This window comes from Blautia sp. 210820-DFI.6.14, from assembly GCF_020558815.1.
Classification (GTDB): Bacteria; Bacillota; Clostridia; order Lachnospirales; family Lachnospiraceae; genus Blautia_A; species Blautia_A obeum.
Genome location: NZ_JAJCKS010000035.1, coordinates 1 through 19,248 on the forward strand (window position 1 = coordinate 1; position 19,248 = coordinate 19,248).

Consider the following 19,248-nt stretch of genomic DNA (forward strand, 5'->3'; position numbering starts at 1 on the left):
AGGTCTTATTTTACCTGTGCCAATGTATGGTGGAAGTTACTTTTTCATTCAACCAGAATTTGTGATCGCTACGAGCCATGCAAAATGCTAATTTTTATTTGCCTGTTTTACCGGAATATTTTCCCTTTTTACTTTTCATTCCGAAGGAAAGTTGTTGTATTTTTATCTTCTCATCTTTCATTACACTGCCATTGCATCAAGATATTTTTTATCTTATCCACGTTATAAAGAACACGTCTTCCAATAATCACCCTTGCTTCTGCATGCACGCCATATGAAAAATGTTCCTGGCAAAAAGACCGATATGCGGGATTCCGAATGGATTTCTACCTTGCTTCGCGCCGGACTTCTGAACGGAAGTTTTATTCCCCAAAAAAGGATTCGCGAATTCCGTGATTTAAATCGTTACCGTAAAAGTGTCATCCGCGATATTACATCACAAAAGAACAGGATTGAAAAATTCTTACAAAGTTCCGGCTTTCGTCTATCATCCTTTATTTCTGATATTTTCGGGGCTTCTGGCAGAAATATCATTTTGCATTTAATAGAACATGGGCAGATTGATAAAACTACTTTAGATTCATGTCTTAAAACCAAGACCAGAAAACATATTGATGAAATTCTCATGTCCGTAAACGGAACGTTGTCAGAACACCAAAAGGCATTTTTAAGAATTCTCATGACTCATTACAATTCTTTAAAGAAACATCTTACTGAAATTGAAACGAGTCTCGAGGAAGATATGCCTCCATTTGCCCTGCAGGTTGAGCAGTTGAATAGCATCTATGGAATAAGCACAACTGCTTCCTGTGCAATTATTGCTGAAATCGGTATTGATATGAATCCATTTAAAACTGCGGAACATATCTGCTCATGGGCTGGTCTGTGCTCAGGTAATAATGAAAGCGCTGGAAAACGAAAAAGCACCTCTGTCACAAAAGGTAATCCTTACATAAAAAGCATGCTCTGCGAGATTGCCTGGGTTATTGCAGGAAAACGCAACACCTATCTTTCTGCATGGTACTGGCGAATCAAACAGAAAAAGGGAGCCAAAAAAGCCATTGTCGCACTTGCCCGAAAACTCCTTGTCATTATCTACACAATGTTAAAGCAAGGAACTCTATTTGACGAATCTTGTTTTGAAACCAGACGTAAGAACTGTGAGCAAAAACAGCTTTCTCGTTATATACGGGAATTGGAAAAGCATGGCTACCATGTGAAAGCTCAAAGCTAGCCTTTCTTAAATACGATCAATATCTTACTTCCGGCAGCCAATACTGTGACTGCTTTATAGTGATGCTCTCATAATTGTTGAAAACATTTGTTGTCAAGGTTCAGTTTTTTGCTACGAGTTTTATTTTCGTAGCAATGTACATTTTTTATTTATATTGAACACCCATATGAGTGAATCAATCTAAATTTCAGTGAAGACTCATCCTAGTTTTCGGACAGTCTCCCCCTTTACATCATACCAGCATCCATAATGGCATTGAAATTTGATGGAAATATGAGAGAAATCCTTTTTCTTTAATTTTTCATTACGGAAAAGTATCATAATGCAATGATTTCTTCACACTATTTCAATCTGACAGTTCTTCATAAAAAGAAAAAGCAGTCCCAAATAACATTTCTGCCATTTAAAACCGCTCTTCTCTTATTTGCTCAGAGTCAAATCACCTTCATTAGTTAAACAGTTATTCGGTTAGATAAATTACTCAATCACATCTTCACCGGAATCTTAAACACGATCTTCGTAACCGGCTCCGGATCTGTCACAGCAATGCTTGGCATATGTCCATCCTCCGGTGCATAAAATCCAAACATTCCCCTCTCCATCAGAGTATATCCCTGGTCAACTCCAGACTCATAAAGCAGATAATCCCCGTCCTCTGTGTGATCATCCACAACGGTCAGCTTCCGCAGAGATAGCCAATAAATTTTCTCATTTCCGCTTACAATATACTGGAGATCACAGTATTTCTTGTGGAATTCCATCTGTGCACCGGCAAATGGCCTGATGTTATAGTTCTGCAAGGATGCAAATACGCCCTTCTCCAGATCATATCTGCCAGCCAGAAGCTTTTCTTTCTCAACTCTCTAGATAAAACCGTGAACCATGTCCGCATATTCCTGAAGCTCCGGATAAAGATTTATTTTGTCAACATAATCAATAATCATGATGACTACCCTCTTTAAAATATTAGTCGTGCTTTTTTCATTACCTATACGATACCATGCCACCTAAAATTTCTCAAGTAAAAAAGGCCATCAGCCGCCAAACTTTTCAATCCGGCGGCTGATAGCCTTTTTCAGATAAATTTAAATTTTATGCCCACTCAGCATCTTTCCATTTTTCATGTTTATAAACATCCGGATTTGCAACTAGCTTCCACTTCTTTCCGGCGCATACAGCCTTGCAGCCTTCTACACACATTGTTGCCATGTTAATAACAGCCTCTCTTGTCTGTGCTGCACTGTGCGGGCTGAAAATAAGATTCTTTGCATCAAGAAGAGGATTTCCTGGATGAATCTCCTCACCTACAAATACATCAAGTCCAGCTCCAGCAATCTCGCCACTGTCCAGAGCCTCAATCAGATCTGCCTCATTAATGATTCCACCTCTGGAACAGTTGATAATAATAGCTGTATTCTTCATCTCTTTCAGCTGTTTTGCAGAAACCATGTTCTCTGTCTCCTTTGTCAGCGGAACGTGAATGGAAATAACATCACAATCCTTCAAAAGATCCTCATAATTTGCATAGTACTCATATCCCATTCCTTCAATCTGCTCTTTTGTCAGGAAAGGGTCATAACCGGCAACCTTCATACCAATACCAGTGCAAAGAGATGCAGTGTCACGGCCGATACGGCCAAGTCCGATGATTCCGGCTTTCTTTCCGTAAAGCTCAAACTGCTTATGTGCATCACGGATTGCCCAGTTGCCCTTGGAAGCCTCAACCTGTGCCTCAACAAGGTTTTTGGAAAGAGCCAGCATCAGTGTCAGGGAATGCTCTGCAACAGCACGGTTGTTTGCACCAGGTGTGATAACTACCGGAATACCAAGCTCTGTCGCTGCATCTACATCTACGCTGTCATAGCCAACTCCGGTTCTTCCGATAACCTTCAGCCGTGGAGCTGCCTCCATAACTGCTTTGTTTACAATCTTTGCCGGAGCAGCACGTACGATCAGCGCATCTGCATCCTTCATTTCCTCTGTATAGTTTGCAGGGTTTGCGTCATGTGCAACATAAACCTTCTCGCTCTGGTCAAGAAGAGCCATCCCTTCCGGAGCAACTGCTTCTGTCATTACATACTTCATAATTAATTCTGCCTCCTTCTCATGCCCGACGACATATTTTATCCGCCATATCTGTCAGAAGTGTCTCTTCTCCGAAACCTCCTGATTTTGTGAAAACATGAGTTTTGTTATTATCTGAAATTAACTTGGAAAGAACGATTCCAATTTCAAACTCGCCCACAGGTGTAAGCTGAGCATTGCCCAGATTCCTGATGCAGCCAAGAAGGGTATCCCCACCTGTCATCAACATCGAACTATTCAATCCACGTTTCACCATATTTCCAATGATGCATCCAAGTGATGCCGGAATCCGCACCGGTATTTCCGATTTCGGGATGCCGTTTGCAATAGCAAAACGCTCTGTTTCATTATCACCTTCCGGGTCATTCGTATCAATGATTACTTTTGAGTTCTTGCTGCAAATATCCCAGAACCAATCCAACCATTTTTTTCCGTCTTCCTCGGAAAAATATTCCATATTCAGTTTTTGTTCCGGCGTCAGCTGGATACGGATAAATCCATGTTTCTCCGCATAGTTCAGCTGTCTGACCGTAATTGGATTTACACTTCCACATACTACCAGAAACTTTTCCGGAAGTCTGGGCTGTGTTGTTTCGGATTTTGGCCATCCAAGAACATCAGGCAAAATTTCCGCAAGACCTGCACATCCGGCAATCAGACCAAGAGAATCTGTCTTTTTCAGAGAATCCGCAATTCCCTTTAATTCCTCATCTGATGCACAGTCATACACGGCAATGGTTTTCTCCTGACATGCATCTGGCGTATGTCCTGCTGAAATGGTTTGCACATTTGTTTCACACTGCTGGTGAATCAGCTTTTCCACATTTGCTTCTGTAACCGGTTCAAAAGGGTCAGAGCCAAATACACTTCTGTCAACCGGAATCCCCTCAATATAATGAACTCCATTTACCGTAACTCGATTTATCTGAGGAAAAGCTGGAACAAAGCTCAGCAGTGATTTTCCTGTTGCATCCAGCATAGCAGTCAATTCTGCGCCAATGTTTCCCCGGAGAGCGGAGTCTGTCTTTTTAAACAGATACTTCACTCCGCTCTCAGCTGCCGGCTTTACAATCCGAAATATAGTAAGGTAGGCTTCCAGAGGCTTTTTATGCCGTGTCTCCGCATCTACCACAAGAACATCTGCGTCTTCTGCCTGAAAGGACATATCCTTGGAATAAACCAGCACTTTGGTGGAAAATCCCTTTTTTGCAAACTGTACGCCCGCATCCAACGCACCTGTAAAATCGTCAGCAATCATCAATAATTTCATTTATCAGTTCATTCCATTTCTCTTATTCTCTTCAAGAACTGCCTTTAATGCTGCTACGCCTTCCTCAGACATACTGTAGAATGGCTTTCTGCACTTTCCTACAGGATATCCAAGAAGTCCAACTGCAGTCTTTACGATGGTATTCGGGTTTCCATATTTGAAGCAGGCACGAAATGATGCAATTGCATCCTGTGCAGCCTGAGCACCTTCCAGATCACCAGCTTTGAATTTCTCATAAATAGCAACCATGTTGTGTGGATATACGTTTGCGCATCCTGCGATACCACCAACGCCGCCTTCTTTCAGTGCGGAAAGGATCAGAGAGTCATTTCCGGAAATAACAGCGAAATCTTTATCTCTTGTAAGCTCGATGTATGCTTTCAGATTATCCCAGTTTCCGGAAGAATCCTTAGCACCAACGATGTTATCAATCTCTGCCAGCTTTGCTACAGTCTCAGGAGCGATGGAGCAGCCTGTTCTTGCAGGAATGTTGTAAAGAACAATCGGGATCTTAACTGCCTCAGCAACTGTCTTGTAGTGCTCATATAACTCGTCCTGGGAAACAGCTGCAAAGTATGGTGTGATAACAGAAAGGATATCAGCACCAAGAGCCTCAGCACGTTTACTCATCTCAACGGTCTCTTTTGTTGTGATGCATCCTGTTCCTGCATAAACCGGAACACGGCCTTTGATCTGGTCAACAGCAACCTTCAGGATTTTTTCTTTTTCCTGAGTATTTAATGCATAACACTCACCATTTGTACCATAGCAGAAAATACCATGAACACCACCCTCGATCTGACGCTCGATCTGGTTGCGGAACTCTGCCTCGTTGAAGCTCTCATCCTCATTCATTGGTGTAATAATTGGCGGGATGATTCCCTTGATCATATCATATCTGCTCATTATGCTTCTACCTCTTTCTCTTTCTTTGCATTTGCCATACGGATTGCATAATCCATTGCGTTTACAAGACTCAGTTCATTTGCACTTCCGTCACCGGCATGGCCCTCGCCAGTACCATGGTCAACGGACGTTCTGATGATCGGCAGTCCAAGAGTAACGTTTACCCCTGCTACTGCATCCCATTTCTTAAGCTCTTTATTATATACGAAACCTTTTACTTTCAGCGGGATATGTCCCTGGTCGTGATACATTACAACTACAATGTCGTACCAGCCGCCAAGTGCTTTACTAAATACCGTATCTGGCGGAGTTGGTGCTTTTTCCGGAATGTTGATTCCTTCTGCAAGTGCCTCATCAATGGCCGGCTGAATTTCTTCAATTTCTTCTCTTCCGAACATACCATTTTCACCGCAGTGTGGATTCAGGCCTGCAACACCGATCTTCGGCTCCTTGATACCAAGTGCCTTACAACCTTCATTTGCAATGCGGATAACATCGAGGACTCTTTCCTTCTTGCAAAGATCACATGCCTGACGGAGGGATACGTGTGTGCTTACATGGATGACACGCAACTCATCATGTGCAAGCATCATGGAGTATTTTGCTGTATGTGTATAGTCTGCATATATTTCGGTATGTCCGGAGTAATGATGACCGGCCATATTGATGTGGTCTTTATTCAGTGCGTTGGTAACGGTGGCATCTACTTCACCGGCCATTGCCAGCTCGATAGCTTTCTTTACATACTGGAAAGCAGCTTCACCGCACATGGTCATGCTTTCTTTGTATGCTGCGTCAAGAACGTCTGCCTGCATTATCTCTGCCAGCTTCTTTCTGTCTTTCTTATACAGACGTTTGGAAAGATCTACGACATCCAGATCATAAACATCAATGATTCCTGGCTCAAATTTTGCTTCCTTTACACCATGGATCACATTGATCTTCATGCTCTCAGCACCCTTGACAGTTGGGATTGCTGCTTCCATGCACTTTGCATCTCCAACAATAAGAGGTCTGCAAACTTCATAAGTCTCTGGCTTCATTAATGCTTTTACAGAAATCTCCGGACCATTTCCAGATGGATCACCCATTGTAATTCCAAGTATTGGTTTCATATATGCCTCCTTATTTTACAACTTTCAGATAAATGTTTCTGATGTCATCAAGACTAAGCTCTTTCATGTTGTTTACCAGAAGTCTCTGCTGCTGGCTTCCTGCTGTAACAAGGAAATCAAGATCATTCATTGTTACACCGTACTGTGTCAGGTCAGTTGGGATATTTGTTACTTTTACGATGTCTGCGATCTGGGAAATAATGTAGTCTGCTTTTTCCTCAACAGATTTCTCTGCATATGTAGGATATACAGCGTCACAAAGTGCTGCAAGACGATCCTGGCAGGCATCTTTATTGAATTCCATTACGTGAGCAAACAGGATTGCGTTGGAAACACCGTGTGCAATATGGAATTTGCCGCCCAGAGGATAGGACAGAGCGTGAACTGCTGTTGTACCACTTCCTGTGATAGCGATTCCGCCATAGTATGCACCAAGAAGCATATTGTTCTTTGCTTCCATGTTGTCCGGATTATTGTATGCTTCACGAATGTTTCTGAAAATCAGTTTTGCACCCTCTACTGCATATGGGTCACTGAATGGAGTTGCTTTCTTGGAAGTGTAGCACTCAACTACGTGAGCAAGGGCGTCAACACCGGTAGCTGCTACGATTGATTTCGGAAGCTTTGCGATCATCTGTGCATCCAGAATTACATAATCCGGAATCATATTGTCATTTACGATACCTTTTTTGGATTTTTCCTCAGGTACCGCTACGATTGCGTTGCAGGTAGCCTCAGATCCGGTTCCGCAGGTAGTAGGAATCATAACAGTTTTCACTTTTTTCTCAGCAAGTGTAGGATCATTCATAAGATCCTTGATTGTATAGGAAGCACCCTTGAGAACACTAGCAAGCTTTGCAGCATCCATAACAGAACCGCCGCCAAGTCCGATGATCAGATCGCATTCCTGTCCCTGCGCCATATCTACAACTGCCTCTACCTGTCCGTATGTAGGCTCTGGTTTGCAATCCGTAAATACATGATACTGAACACCAGCCTCATCTAACCGTGCAGTCAGGATTCCAAGAAGTCCTGTTGCTTTGATACCTTCATCAGAAAACACAACCACTTTCTGTGATTTTTCTTTTTTGATAACTTCCTTGACCTTTTCGATACTTCCTACACCACCAAAGGCACAGGATGGAATTTTTACCTGATAGCTCATTTCATTTTCCTCCTCGTTCGTTTATCTCTTTAGAAAAAAATCTGACGATATGCTGTTCTTCCACCTTTTACAGTCATAAGAGGAACAAACAACTTGTTGCCGGAAATACTGTTTCCATAATTATCGGTAAAGGTTTTATCCTTCACATCTCTGATATCCAGAATTGCCACATCTGCCGGTGCACCTTCACGGATCACACCTGCTTTCTCTTCAATGCCAAGAGATTTTGCAGGGGTATAGGTTACGCTCTGTAAAATTTTCTCTGTTGGCATTCCTGCTGCACTGTTTACTGACATTGCATACAGAAGGGAGAATCCAGGACGGGTATACTCGCTGACACGAACCAGATCGGAACTGATGATATCCGGATAGAAGCTCTGTGAAAATGCATTCTGAAGATTTGGATAGGACCAGTGAACACGGCCATGGCAGTCATCCATGTAAACGCCACGCTTCTTAGCATCCCATACACAATCCTTGATCTTTCCGTTTTCATCGAAAATGGTTTCTGCCTTTGTCTGGAATACGTGGGCGATCACATCGTCCTTACGCATGGTTCCAAACAGCTCTTTTACGGTTACATTTTCCGGAAGGTCATCATAATGGATGGCAACCGGGCAATGATAGCCTTTTGCTTTCAGGTGCTCGCTCATCTCGATGCCTGCGTGTAAAGGACTTATTCCATGGTCGCCCAGGGTTTCCTTACACATACGAACTTTCAATCCACGAAGCACCTGAGGATATTTCTCAAACAAACTGTCGATCAGATCCTCTCTGAAATCTGCAGGATCGTGATCCTCTTCGTGTTTGCATAAGCTCTTATTTCCAAAAGTAGAAACATTCAGATAAGAATAAACAGTAGATTCATATCTTATAATATTGGACATATAAAACTGTTCAAAGTTTGATGCTCCGCAGGTTCCGCCATCGCAGGCTGTTGTAATGCCATTTGGGATGCATACGGTATCTGCATTGGCTCCGATGATCGTTCCATATAAATTCAGGTGTGCATGTTCATCAATGATACCCGGAACTACATAATTGCCTTCTGCATCTACTTCGTTATTACTCTGGGTATCTTCATCCAGGGCAACAAATACGCCCTGGTGAATACCGATGTCTTTCTTTTCAAACTTCGCATTGACAGAATCGAATACCTGTCCATTGCGAATGATCATGTCTATCTTTTTCATATTTTAGCCTTTCATCAGGTTCGGCAGGAATGTTGAGAATGCCGGAACATAAGAAACCAAAAATACGGTTGCAAACAGGATAATTACAAATGGGAATACATTCTTTGCAAGTGTTACTACATCCTGCTTGGTTGCCGGAATTGCTGCAAACAGACAGTTTCCAAAAGGTGGTGTTGCCTGTCCTACTGCAAGGTTAAATACGATGATACATCCTAAATGAACCGGGTCAATTCCAAAGGACATTGCGATTGGATAAACAAGAGGCGCAACGATAAGGATGATAGCTCCGGAGTCCATCAGCATACCAAGAATGATAAGAAGTACATTCAGGAATAACAGGAATGTAATCTTACTGTGGATCATGGATGTCATCAGTGATGTAAACAGTTCCGGTACATTGTAAACAGTAAGTACATAGCCGAACAGTGTGGCAGCCATGATCAGAAGAAGAATGTTTGCAGTACCTTTTACGCTGTCGATTACGATCTGTTTGATACGCTCAACAGTCATTTCCTTGTATACGAAGATAGAAACGATCAGGCCGTATACAACTGCAACTGCTGCGGATTCTGTTGGTGTAAAGATACCTGTGTAAATACCGCCAAGAATGATAACTGGCATCAGGATTGCCCAGATTGCTTCTTTTAAGCTCTTGCCAACGTTTGCCCAGGAAAAGTCATTTGATTTCGGAATGTCATGCTTGCGTGCATAGAGATATGCGTAGATGCACATAAACACACCAGCCATGATTCCAGGGATAACACCAGACATCAGAAGTTTGGATACGGAGGTTCCGGTTGTGGAACCATATACAACGAATACGATACTTGGCGGAATAACGATTCCAAGAGTACCACCAGCTACCGGAAGAGCAGCTGCATATCCTTTCGGATAGTTTTCTTTAACCAGCTCCGGATAAAGCATAGCTCCGATTGCTGCTGTTGTTGCGATGGAAGATCCGGAAAGTGCTGCGAACAGCATACATACCAGAAGAACTACGATAGAAAGGCCGCCACGAAGATGTCCCACACAAGCTTTTGCGAACATGATCATTCGGCTTGAAATACCACCATGCTGCATGATTGCCCCTGCCAGCATAAAGAAGAAAATTGCAAGAAGTGTATATTTGGCACCGCCGTTATACATCTTAGATGCGATCTGCATCAGTGGAAGTCCGTCGATCATACAAACGGATGCAGCACTTGCAAGAAGTAAGGACCATGCAAACGGAACTCCCAAGATTAAAGTCACTACAAATACGATTAATAAAACAAGTATGGGATTCATTATTCCGCCTCCTCTTCTACTCCCGTCTGGATTGCTGCCAGATGTTTAAATAAAACCACTACGTGATCAAATAACATTAAAATGGAACCGATAATTAACAGGCTGTATAGCTGCAGGTATGTAATAGGAAGTGTTGCTACCTGCTGATTGTACTGTGCTGTGTGCTGAACCAATGCGATAGAACCAAGTAACAGACATACCAAAGCAATGATGCTGCAGATATCGGAAATCAGTTTAAATGCATTCTTTTTTCTCACATCTTTGAATCTGCACACATCAATACGAATTTCTGAATCAGACTTTACTGCAATGTTTCCGCCAATAAGAATCAGCAGCATAAACAATGTAAGACTTAAGTTTTCGCAATATGCAAGGCCACTCTTAAATATGTAACGCATGATTACGTTTACGAAATTCACAGCGGTCACTGCGATAACAGCGATCATCAGGACCCATTTCTCAACGATGTAAACTTTATTACTGATGTTTTTCAGGGTCTTTGCTATTTTATCCATTCTCGCATCTCCTCTTTATAGCTTTTAGAAATAAGCAGTGCCCTGTATCAGTTTTACCTGAATACAGAGCACAGACAATTTATTTTGCGTAACTCTGTATTTCAGCAACAGTGTCTGCATAATCCGGGAACTGGTCATATACAGATTTTGTAGCTTCCTTCAGCTCATCTTTGTCAAGTTCGATTAATGTCATGCCCTTGTCATTGATCAGAGTTTCTTTTGCTGTTTCATTGTCGTTCTCGCAAGCTGCTCTTTCAACTTCTGTTGCATAAGCTGCTGCTTCGTCAAACCAGCCTTTCTGTTCGTCGGTAAGTCCGTCATAGGTAGATGGGGAAACCAGGAATGCTGCTACCTGAAATACGTGCTCTGTCTCGATCAGATATTTGTTTACTTCAAAAACATTGCTCTGAAGGATGTTTACGTATGGGTTTTCCTGTCCATCAACTGTGTTCTGCTGCAATGCTGTGTAGAGCTCGCTGAAGCTGATTGCTGTAGGGCTTGCTCCAAGTGCATTGAAGATTGCCATCTGAATATCGGAGCTCTGTGTACGGATCTTCAGACCTTTGAAATCGTCTACGCCATTGATTTCTTTGCTTGCGGTTGTGTTTCTGAATCCCATCGCCCACCAGCCTTCTACTTTCAGTGCGCTGCCCTGAAGGGAATCTGCAAATTTCTGTCCAACCTCCCCATCAAGTACTTCGTAAGCCATATCATAATCATCAATAAGGTAAGGCATATCAAATGCATTTAACTCTGATGCAAAGTTTGCTAATGTTGTGGTAACGATTGGTGCTACATCAACGGTTCCCATCTGAATTCCTTCCGCAACCTCTGAAAGAGAACCAAGTGTACCATTACGATAAAGTTCAACGTCCATTGTTCCACCGGAAAGTTCCTGTAATTTCTCCTGAAATGCAACTGCACCCTGATCGAAAATAGTTCCCTCTGCATCAGCGTGTGCAAGCTTCAGTGTAACGTCTGCTGCGTATACAGATGTTGTGCTTCCGACTACTCCGCAAGTCAGAGCTGCTGCAACTAATAATGTAACGATTTTTTTTGCTTTCATAATTTTCCTCCTTAAAACATCCCTCTTTGGTATTTTAGTTTCAATTTTAAACGTTCATTTGTGTTCTGTTCTTTGATGGTTTTATAATACCACCTTCTGCACCCCTTTTTCAAGCCATGTGTTTCATTTTATTTGTTTTAATATGAAATATTTATGATTTTTCGTCAATTTTAGAGTTTTTCAATTCTCTTATGTTTTATTTTGAACCGATTTGATGGTGTTTTTATCAAAAAAGATTCCATTCTGAAACATTTTACCCTGCAAGCTCTCCCTTTTAACTTATCTCTGTAATCCTTATGTCTGTCATTTCGGCTGCTTCTGCTCAAATCCGGCCGCTGCCCGTCCATTATCCGCAGCACAAAATCATGACCACCCGTCCAACGGGTGGTTTGCTCTAGGGCTATAAGCCCTTGTTACTAGGCCAGCGTCTCAAGGCGCTGGCTTTCTCTTTAGGCTATGGGAATTCTGTTTTCACATTCTTCCCACAGCTCCGTTCAAGCCATATTGCTCTTGACTCGTCGCTATCCCTTAAGGGGCATTGTTACTACTTAGCATTAACCCTTAAAAGGGTCTTCATATTCTTTTACACTTAACTTATCCATTGCGATATCATGCTTTTCCTGTTCCTGGATATACTTTTTTATTGTTGCTTCATTTAATCCTACTGTGCTAACATAATATCCTTCTGCCCAGAAATGACGATTTCCAAACTTATATTTTAAGTTTGCGTGCTTGTCAAATATCATAAGTGCACTTTTACCTTTTAGATATCCCATAAATGAAGATACGCTTATCTTCGGTGGAATACTTACTAACATATGAATATGATCTGGCATCAGATGTCCTTCAATTATTTCAACACCTTTATAACTGCACAATTGTTTTATAATATCTCGGATGTCTGCTTTATATTGATTATAAATTACTTTTCGTCTATACTTTGGTGTGAAGACGATATGATATTTGCACATCCATTTTGTATGTGCGAGTGAATATTCTTTCTTCGCCATAAATTACCTTTCCTTTCTACAATATAGCCTGAACAACTTTATTGTACACGGAAAGGTAATTTTTTTTAAAAACAATCGACGCGCACCCGCATAGCGGGTGGTTAATTGTTTCGTCCATCTACATTTTTCGGATCAACGAAAAACTCCAATGGACTCAACAGACTAAAGTCCATAAACAGTAGGAGGCTGTGATCCTTGTTACGAATCACAGCCTCCCGCTGTTAGTTTTACATTTATTATTTAGACCTCAATCGAAAATACATTAGAAGGATTTTCTACCAGCATTTTGTGAATTTTCTCTTCTGAAACACTCATCTTTCTTAGCAATGGAACAAACCGTGTGAGAAGATACTCCAGACCATTGGCTCTTCCAACCGATTCTCTATAGGAAGCAAGTCCTTCCACTCTTCCGGCATCCATGCCAAGAACGATCTGGTTCTCATACCCCCGATCCAGCAGCCAGCAGATATTTTCCGCAATCTCTGTGTCCGGACGGTAAGCCGCTTTATTCGGTTCATCGAAGCAGATGGTTGCTCCTCTGTCCAGAATAGAGCTGTAATAATATCTATCTGGGTTTCTCTGCATATGGCAGAGAACGGTTTTCTCCGATTTTCCCCCATTTTTCTCGATCTCATCCAGGATCTCCGATCCCATAGTTCCGAAGTCTGTATGCATGGAAATTGGGCATCCTGTTTCTTTTTGTGTAATAGCAGCAACCGCAAGAGCTTTCTGCTCCAGCTTCGTAATAATGCGGTAACTTGTACCGGCTTTGATAACGCCCGCTTTCGCAATCGTTCTCTCCACATAAGGACCATTGTAGCTGTTCAGGTCCATTCCCTCTGCAACTTCTGCTATCATATATTTTGCAACAATATTTGTGTCAACAGTTGCAAGGAAGGAAGTATTCGGGCAATAATTGCCGCCTTTCTGGAAACCAGTCGTCATTACAATATTTCCTTTTCCCTCGTATGCCTTTGCAACTTCCAGCATTTTAGAAACATTTCTTCCGCAGCCGATAGGATCCATGCAAACCATGGTTCTTCCACCGGCATCCAGGAAACGTCCAAATTCTTTTTTTGCAGTCTCTACATCATCCATAAGAAAAGCTGGGTCCAGCTTAATCTCCGGACCCCCGCTTCTAATCAGATGATCATGGGCATCTGTAGCACCAATCTGGTCTGCAGGTATATCTCCAAGAACGGTTCTGATTATCTTCATGTTTTTTTACACTCCATATAAGACATTTGGCAGCCAGGTTGAAATAAACGGTACATATGTCATCAGCATCAATATTGCGAAAATCAATATGTAGAATACAACACTGTCTTTCAAAAACTCCTCCGTCGGACATTTTGTAACACCGCAGGTAACAAACATCAGGTTGCCCATTGGCGGTGTCAGAGAACCAAGCGCCATATTGAAAATAAATACTATTCCAAAATGCACGGGATCAACTCCAAAAGCTATTGCAACCGGCGCAAGCATTGGAGCGAGTACAATTTGGGCAGCTGTTGCCTCAATAAACATACCAACAACAAGAAGGAAAATGTTTACAGCAAGCAGGAAGATGTATTTATTCTTGCATACGCTGATCAATACGGTTGTCATTGTCTGTGGAACGTTCTCCCAGGTAAGGATCCATGAGAAGCAGGATGCAGCACCAACGATAAGCATGATAGATGCTGTAGAACAAACTGTTTCACGGATACAGGTTAAAACGTTATCCCAGCGGATTTCTCTGTAAACAATACCAAGAATTACTGCATAAGCAATTGCGACTGCACCAGCCTCGGTAGGAGTACAGATACCCAGACGGATACTTCCGATGATGATGATCGGAAGGCACAAAGGAAGGATTGCAGGCTTAAATGCTTCCCAAAGCTCTCCGCCAGATGCCCTCTTCTCGCTAAGGCGCGGAATGCCACGTTTCTTGGAATATTTTGATACAATTATCATCATCGCCACGCAAAGGATGACAGCAGGAACAATACCTGCCACAAACAGGCGGCCGATAGAAGTTCCGGTTACACTTCCGTAAATAATCGCTGCGATTCCCGGCGGGATCAAAGGTGTGATCATTGAAGAAAATGCGGTGATAGCAGATGCATACCCGTTTGGATATCCGGCTTTTCTCATATCCGGTACAAGCAGCTTCGCTTCCATTGCCGCATCCGCCAGAGAGGAACCGGACATACCACCCATAAGGGTACTCAAAACAATATTTACCTGTCCAAGACCACCATACATATGGCCAGTCAAAACCTTACAGAATTTCAGCATTCTGTCAGTGATACCACAGTAATTCATCAGTGCACCAGCTGCAACAAAGAAGGGGATCGCCAGCATGGGTACAGACTGAATTCCACTGATCACACGCTGCATTGCCAGCATTCCATCAAGTCCGGCGGAGAGGTTCAATACAAAGTATGTAACACAGGCTCCCAGAACAGATGCAAAGACCGGCACATTAAGAAAAAGTAAAACCAGCATGATAATTGCTGCTATAGCGATAGGGCTCATTCTTCTTCTCCTTTCAAAAGTGCTTTCTGGTCATCTCCTGGGTTTCCAAGACCTTTCAGATGACGATATGTATATACAATATACTGAATTGCCATCAGGATCATCCCAATCGGTGCCGCTACATCAATAAATGCATAATTAATCTTGAAATATGGTGTTACTTTCTTTGTTACAGAGGACATCAGCTGATACCCTCCATAGCAATAATAAATCAACACAATCACAGTTACTACTACGTCAAAAATCTCAAGCGCTCTTGCAGCTTTTCCTTTTAACCGGTTCATTACCAAGTCAATACTTACCTGGTTTCCGTAACGGAATGCCACGCTTCCGCCGAAGAAAATCGCATATATAAAAAGCAGAAGCTGCATTTCCTCCAGCCATGCAATCGGCTGATTCATTATCTTTCTCATGATTACTCCGGCAAGGGTAATAACTACGATTGCACAGAGACTTAATCCAGAAATAATAACATCAAGATTGCAAACAAATTTCTTTAAATTCTTCATGTTACCTCCTTCAGGGACTATCTGTCATATTACTTATTCAGCAATAATCTCCTGAATCTGGTCATACAGACCTTCACTCCAGGTTCCGTCCGCTTCATAGTCCTCATACAGTTTCATGCAGGCATTTTTGAACTCTTCATATGTAGCATCGTCAAGCTCTGTAACTGTACATCCGGCATCTTCCAGAGCAGCTACCATTTCCTCGCTCTGTTTCTGATAGAGGTCGTTGTTGTACTCAGCAGCTTCTTTGCCGCAATCGATGATTGCTGTCTGATATTCTTCCGGAATGCTATCCCAGAAATCTTTACCCATGATAAAGTTGGAGAATGTCATCTGATGATTTGTCATAGTAACATTCTTGCAAACTTCCTGGAATGCATTGTTGTAAAGAGTTGTCAGAGGATTCTCTACACCATCAACTACGCTCTGGCTAAGAGATGTGTAAACATCGGATAATGCCATTGGAGTTGCTGCGCTTCCAAGAAGGTCAAACATCTTAATGGAAATATCATTATTAGGAACACGAATCTTCAGTCCCTTAAGATCATCCAGAGATTTTACCTCAGTTTTTGTCATAAGCTGACGCTCGCCATAGATCCAGTTTGTAGAAACAATCTCAAGACCTTCATCTTCCAACTGTTTTGCTTCATCAGCCCACCAGTCACTTGCTGTGATTTTGTACATGGAATCCCAGTCAGAGAAAAGGAACGGTCCCATAACAACGCCGAAATCCGATACATAGTCCATCAGGTAAGAACCATCAGCAATAGTACATACGCCCTGTCCTGCAAGTGCCATCTCGATCAGATCTGCTTTTGCACCTAACTGGCTGTTTGGATATACCTCAATCTTAACAGCTCCATCTGTGGCTTCATCTACTAACTCAGCCCATTTGTCGCAGCCTTCGTCAATCGGATCACCGTCTGTCTGCTCTGTACAGAGTTTAATAGTGTACTCTGGATCAGCATGAACTGCTGTTGTTCCTCCAGCGATACCACATACCATTGCGGTTGCTACTAATAATGCGCTCACTTTCTTTGCTTTCATAATTTTCCTCCTTTAATTTTCCCTCTTTTTAGTTTTAGTGTTTCGTTTTAAAACGCTATTACAAGTTCCGCCATTTAATAATGCAATATTACCATGTTGTACCATTTGATTTCAAGGCAGTTTTTCGTTCTATTTGTTCGAATATGATACACATGACTTTTTTTATTGTTTTTCAAAAAATACTGTTCTATTTTGCATCTGTATGTTATCATATAAGTAATCCAAATGAGGCCATTATGAAACAACGTTACAGACAGGATTGTTTCAACGGAGGTGTGCGTATGAAGACAAAGATTTTAACAATAGCTCCTTATCAGGGCATGAAAGAAATAATTAACGATATCGCTTCTGGCCGTGATGATATCGAAATGACTACTCGAATCGGAGATCTGGCTACAGGCCTTGAAATTGTACAATCCTATGATTTGGACGATTTCGATATTATCATTTCCCGTGGCGGTACTGCGAAGATGATTTCTGCCAATGTTACTATCCCGGTAGTCGAAGTTGAGATTTCCGTATATGATATTCTCCGTGCCATCAAGCTTGCGGAAAATTATTCCAACCATTTTGCCATTATCGGCTATCCGGCCATTACAAATTGTGCGAAAATGCTGTGCAATCTTCTTCAATATGATATTGAGATTATTGTTCTGGATGAAAATACGGAGCCTTACCAACAGATGGAGCATCTGAAGGAGCAAGGCTATGAAATGGTTTTGTGTGATATGGTCGGTACTTCTATTGCCCGTGAACTGGGGATGAACTTTATTCTTATTATATCCGGAAGAGAAAGTATTGAAGCCGCTCTCGATCAGGCAGTACGTTTTTCCAAAATATTTTCCATTACCAGACAGCAGTCTCAGGTTCTGAAAGCTGCAGTTATCCAGAGCCGTGAAGCATTGTTTATTTATACCAAGGATGGTCAGCCGTATTTTTCCAGTATGGAAAGGAGCCCCGCCACTGCTGCTTTCTTTAATCAGGTGGAGCAGAATCTTGCTTCCTTTCTTTCCGATTCCCGCTTCCGGCTGGAAAATCAGGTAGACAGTTTTGTTTACACCATGTATTCCAGACACATTACTATCAATGGCATTGCTTATGTATATATTTACCTTCTGATGCAGGATGCACCGCTGCTGGTCGATGACATCGGCGTTTCTCATTATGACGTGAAGACGAACTCCATTAATGAGGTTTCTGATTACTATGGCAGTGCCAATCTTATCGGCAGCACAAGAATCATCATGGAGCAATATGCCGCTACCCTGGCACCGGTTATGATCCTGGGTGAAATCGGAACCGGCAAGACAAAGGCGGCTTCCTTTTTGTACTCTCACAGTGAATACCGGAAGAGTCCTTATGTAATTATCGACTGTGCTAATACCAATCAGAAAAAATGGAATTATCTCATTGATAATGTAAATTCGCCTTTTAATGACCTTAACACCACGATTTTTATTCAAAATCTTCAGGCACTGGAAATTTCTCTGGCACAGAAGTTTCTCAGTTACTTGAACCAGGGTGAGATGTGCCGTCGGAACCGTTTTATTTTTTCCTATACTCTTGGCAGTGACAAGCAGGAAACGGACACCGTCTGCCAGACTTTTATGAATGAGCTGTCCTGCCTGGTTCTTCGTATCCCGCCTCTTCGGGAGCGTGTGCAGGACATTCCCAATATTACTACCTTGTACATCAGTCAGGCAAACGTTGAATTCGGGAAGCAGGTTGTAGGGCTGGAATCGGAGGCTATGGAGCTAATGCAGCAGTTTGGCTGGCCTCAGAATCTGGCACAGTTTAAGCGTGTCATTCGTCAGCTGATCATTTCCACCAATGATTACTATATCAAAACTGACGTTGTGCGTCAGGCCCTCTCCCAGGAAAGCCCCAGTTCCCAGTATACCTTCCAGCTTCAGCCAGGCTATGAAATCCTGAACCTGAACCAGAATCTGGACAGTATTAACTATGACGTCTCCCGGATCGTCCTGGAGCAGGAACACATGAACAAAACCAAAACTGCTGAAAGACTTGGCATCAGCAGGTCTACGCTTTGGAGGATTTTGCAGAAATAATCTTGGTAAAATCATGACCACCCGTCCAACGGGTGGTTTGCTCTAGGGCTATAAGCCCTTGTTACTAGGCCAGCGTCTCAAGGCGCTGGCTTTCTCTTTAGGCTATGGGAATTCTGTTTTCACATTCTTCCCACAGCTCCGTTCAAGCCATATTGCTCTTGACTCGTCGCTATCCCTTAAGGGGCATTGTTACTACGTAAGCGTCCAATAAGAGGGTGTATCGAAATTTCTGGCTGTTGCATGTAAACTATTGATTA

At 42.3% G+C, this 19,248-nt stretch carries 16 protein-coding genes and 1 pseudogene; 2 read left to right on the forward strand and 15 right to left on the reverse strand.

Annotated features, from left to right (window positions below; all coding sequences use genetic code 11):
* Nucleotides 1–241: 241 nt before the first annotated feature.
* Nucleotides 242–1,234: pseudogene (locus LI112_RS16200) on the forward strand (IS110 family transposase); the annotation flags it as partial.
* Nucleotides 1,235–1,719: 485 nt separating this feature from the next.
* Here the strand turns inward: LI112_RS16200 and LI112_RS16205 are convergent.
* From LI112_RS16205 to LI112_RS16275, 15 genes are all read right to left on the reverse strand, one after another.
* Complete coding sequence (locus LI112_RS16205; RefSeq protein WP_118393460.1) at nucleotides 1,720–2,076, reverse strand: YhcH/YjgK/YiaL family protein; 357 nt, start codon at nucleotides 2,074–2,076, stop codon at nucleotides 1,720–1,722.
* Nucleotides 2,077–2,326: 250 nt separating this feature from the next.
* Nucleotides 2,327–3,319 carry a hydroxyacid dehydrogenase gene (locus tag LI112_RS16210; RefSeq protein ID WP_118393461.1) on the reverse strand — a complete coding sequence of 331 codons (993 nt, stop codon included), beginning with the start codon at nucleotides 3,317–3,319 and terminating at the stop codon, nucleotides 2,327–2,329.
* 19 nt (nucleotides 3,320–3,338) lie between these two features.
* Nucleotides 3,339–4,589 (reverse strand): four-carbon acid sugar kinase family protein, encoded by a 1,251-nt coding sequence (locus LI112_RS16215; protein WP_015542205.1) that lies wholly within the window; start codon nucleotides 4,587–4,589, stop codon nucleotides 3,339–3,341.
* Between the two features lie 3 nt (nucleotides 4,590–4,592).
* On the reverse strand, nucleotides 4,593–5,495 hold the full coding sequence (dapA, locus tag LI112_RS16220) for a 4-hydroxy-tetrahydrodipicolinate synthase (protein ID WP_118393462.1): 903 nt from the start codon (nucleotides 5,493–5,495) through the stop codon (nucleotides 4,593–4,595).
* Nucleotides 5,495–6,610 carry a PdxA family protein gene (locus LI112_RS16225; protein ID WP_118393463.1) on the reverse strand — a complete coding sequence of 372 codons (1,116 nt, stop codon included), beginning with the start codon at nucleotides 6,608–6,610 and terminating at the stop codon, nucleotides 5,495–5,497. The genes dapA and LI112_RS16225 overlap by 1 nt, the downstream gene beginning before the upstream one ends.
* A 10-nt stretch (nucleotides 6,611–6,620) precedes the next feature.
* Nucleotides 6,621–7,775, reverse strand: a complete 1,155-nt coding sequence (locus LI112_RS16230; RefSeq protein WP_118393464.1) for an iron-containing alcohol dehydrogenase — start codon at nucleotides 7,773–7,775, stop codon at nucleotides 6,621–6,623.
* A 29-nt stretch (nucleotides 7,776–7,804) separates the two neighbouring features.
* Nucleotides 7,805–8,968: an amidohydrolase family protein gene (locus tag LI112_RS16235; RefSeq protein ID WP_118393465.1), complete on the reverse strand. Its 1,164-nt coding sequence runs from the start codon at nucleotides 8,966–8,968 to the stop codon at nucleotides 7,805–7,807.
* A 3-nt stretch (nucleotides 8,969–8,971) separates the two neighbouring features.
* The gene (locus LI112_RS16240; RefSeq protein ID WP_118393466.1) at nucleotides 8,972–10,255 is read right to left on the reverse strand and encodes a TRAP transporter large permease; all 1,284 of its coding nucleotides are present in this window, start codon (nucleotides 10,253–10,255) and stop codon (nucleotides 8,972–8,974) included.
* Entirely contained in the window at nucleotides 10,255–10,770 is a 516-nt protein-coding gene (locus LI112_RS16245) for a TRAP transporter small permease (protein WP_118393467.1), read from the reverse strand. The genes LI112_RS16240 and LI112_RS16245 overlap by 1 nt, the downstream gene beginning before the upstream one ends.
* 79 nt (nucleotides 10,771–10,849) lie before the next feature.
* Nucleotides 10,850–11,836, reverse strand: coding sequence for a TRAP transporter substrate-binding protein (locus tag LI112_RS16250; RefSeq protein ID WP_118393468.1), 987 nt, complete (start codon nucleotides 11,834–11,836; stop codon nucleotides 10,850–10,852).
* Nucleotides 11,837–12,390: 554 nt separating this feature from the next.
* Nucleotides 12,391–12,846 carry an IS200/IS605 family transposase gene (tnpA, locus tag LI112_RS16255; RefSeq protein ID WP_016438399.1) on the reverse strand — a complete coding sequence of 152 codons (456 nt, stop codon included), beginning with the start codon at nucleotides 12,844–12,846 and terminating at the stop codon, nucleotides 12,391–12,393.
* Between the two features lie 240 nt (nucleotides 12,847–13,086).
* Nucleotides 13,087–14,064: a phosphotriesterase gene (locus LI112_RS16260; RefSeq protein WP_118393469.1), complete on the reverse strand. Its 978-nt coding sequence runs from the start codon at nucleotides 14,062–14,064 to the stop codon at nucleotides 13,087–13,089.
* A gap of 6 nt (nucleotides 14,065–14,070) precedes the next feature.
* Complete coding sequence (locus LI112_RS16265; RefSeq protein WP_227191095.1) at nucleotides 14,071–15,366, reverse strand: TRAP transporter large permease; 1,296 nt, start codon at nucleotides 15,364–15,366, stop codon at nucleotides 14,071–14,073.
* Nucleotides 15,363–15,875, reverse strand: coding sequence for a TRAP transporter small permease (locus LI112_RS16270; protein WP_118393471.1), 513 nt, complete (start codon nucleotides 15,873–15,875; stop codon nucleotides 15,363–15,365). Before LI112_RS16270 ends, LI112_RS16265 begins: the two co-directional genes overlap by 4 nt.
* A 33-nt stretch (nucleotides 15,876–15,908) precedes the next feature.
* Nucleotides 15,909–16,922, reverse strand: a complete 1,014-nt coding sequence (locus LI112_RS16275) for a C4-dicarboxylate TRAP transporter substrate-binding protein (protein ID WP_118393472.1) — start codon at nucleotides 16,920–16,922, stop codon at nucleotides 15,909–15,911.
* Nucleotides 16,923–17,203: 281 nt separating this feature from the next.
* On the opposite strand from LI112_RS16275, the gene LI112_RS16280 reads away from it, so the two are divergent.
* A complete protein-coding gene (locus LI112_RS16280; RefSeq protein WP_227191096.1) occupies nucleotides 17,204–18,991 on the forward strand; it encodes a sigma-54-dependent Fis family transcriptional regulator in 1,788 nt (595 codons plus the stop codon).
* Nucleotides 18,992–19,248 lie beyond the last annotated feature (257 nt).

What these genes read in the sequence shown, in the direction of transcription:
- LI112_RS16210 (WP_118393461.1), bottom strand. Translation starts at nt 3,319, where the DNA reads ATGAAGTATGTAATGACAGAAGCAGTTGCTCCGGAAGGGATGGCTCTT.
- LI112_RS16215 (WP_015542205.1), bottom strand. Translation starts at nt 4,589, where the DNA reads ATGAAATTATTGATGATTGCTGACGATTTTACAGGTGCGTTGGATGCG.
- dapA (WP_118393462.1), bottom strand. Translation starts at nt 5,495, where the DNA reads ATGAGCAGATATGATATGATCAAGGGAATCATCCCGCCAATTATTACA.
- LI112_RS16225 (WP_118393463.1), bottom strand. Translation starts at nt 6,610, where the DNA reads ATGAAACCAATACTTGGAATTACAATGGGTGATCCATCTGGAAATGGT.
- LI112_RS16230 (WP_118393464.1), bottom strand. Translation starts at nt 7,775, where the DNA reads ATGAGCTATCAGGTAAAAATTCCATCCTGTGCCTTTGGTGGTGTAGGA.
- LI112_RS16235 (WP_118393465.1), bottom strand. Translation starts at nt 8,968, where the DNA reads ATGAAAAAGATAGACATGATCATTCGCAATGGACAGGTATTCGATTCT.
- LI112_RS16240 (WP_118393466.1), bottom strand. Translation starts at nt 10,255, where the DNA reads ATGAATCCCATACTTGTTTTATTAATCGTATTTGTAGTGACTTTAATC.
- LI112_RS16245 (WP_118393467.1), bottom strand. Translation starts at nt 10,770, where the DNA reads ATGGATAAAATAGCAAAGACCCTGAAAAACATCAGTAATAAAGTTTAC.
- LI112_RS16250 (WP_118393468.1), bottom strand. Translation starts at nt 11,836, where the DNA reads ATGAAAGCAAAAAAAATCGTTACATTATTAGTTGCAGCAGCTCTGACT.
- tnpA (WP_016438399.1), bottom strand. Translation starts at nt 12,846, where the DNA reads ATGGCGAAGAAAGAATATTCACTCGCACATACAAAATGGATGTGCAAA.
- LI112_RS16260 (WP_118393469.1), bottom strand. Translation starts at nt 14,064, where the DNA reads ATGAAGATAATCAGAACCGTTCTTGGAGATATACCTGCAGACCAGATT.
- LI112_RS16265 (WP_227191095.1), bottom strand. Translation starts at nt 15,366, where the DNA reads ATGAGCCCTATCGCTATAGCAGCAATTATCATGCTGGTTTTACTTTTT.
- LI112_RS16270 (WP_118393471.1), bottom strand. Translation starts at nt 15,875, where the DNA reads ATGAAGAATTTAAAGAAATTTGTTTGCAATCTTGATGTTATTATTTCT.
- LI112_RS16275 (WP_118393472.1), bottom strand. Translation starts at nt 16,922, where the DNA reads ATGAAAGCAAAGAAAGTGAGCGCATTATTAGTAGCAACCGCAATGGTA.
- LI112_RS16280 (WP_227191096.1), top strand. Translation starts at nt 17,204, where the DNA reads ATGAAGACAAAGATTTTAACAATAGCTCCTTATCAGGGCATGAAAGAA.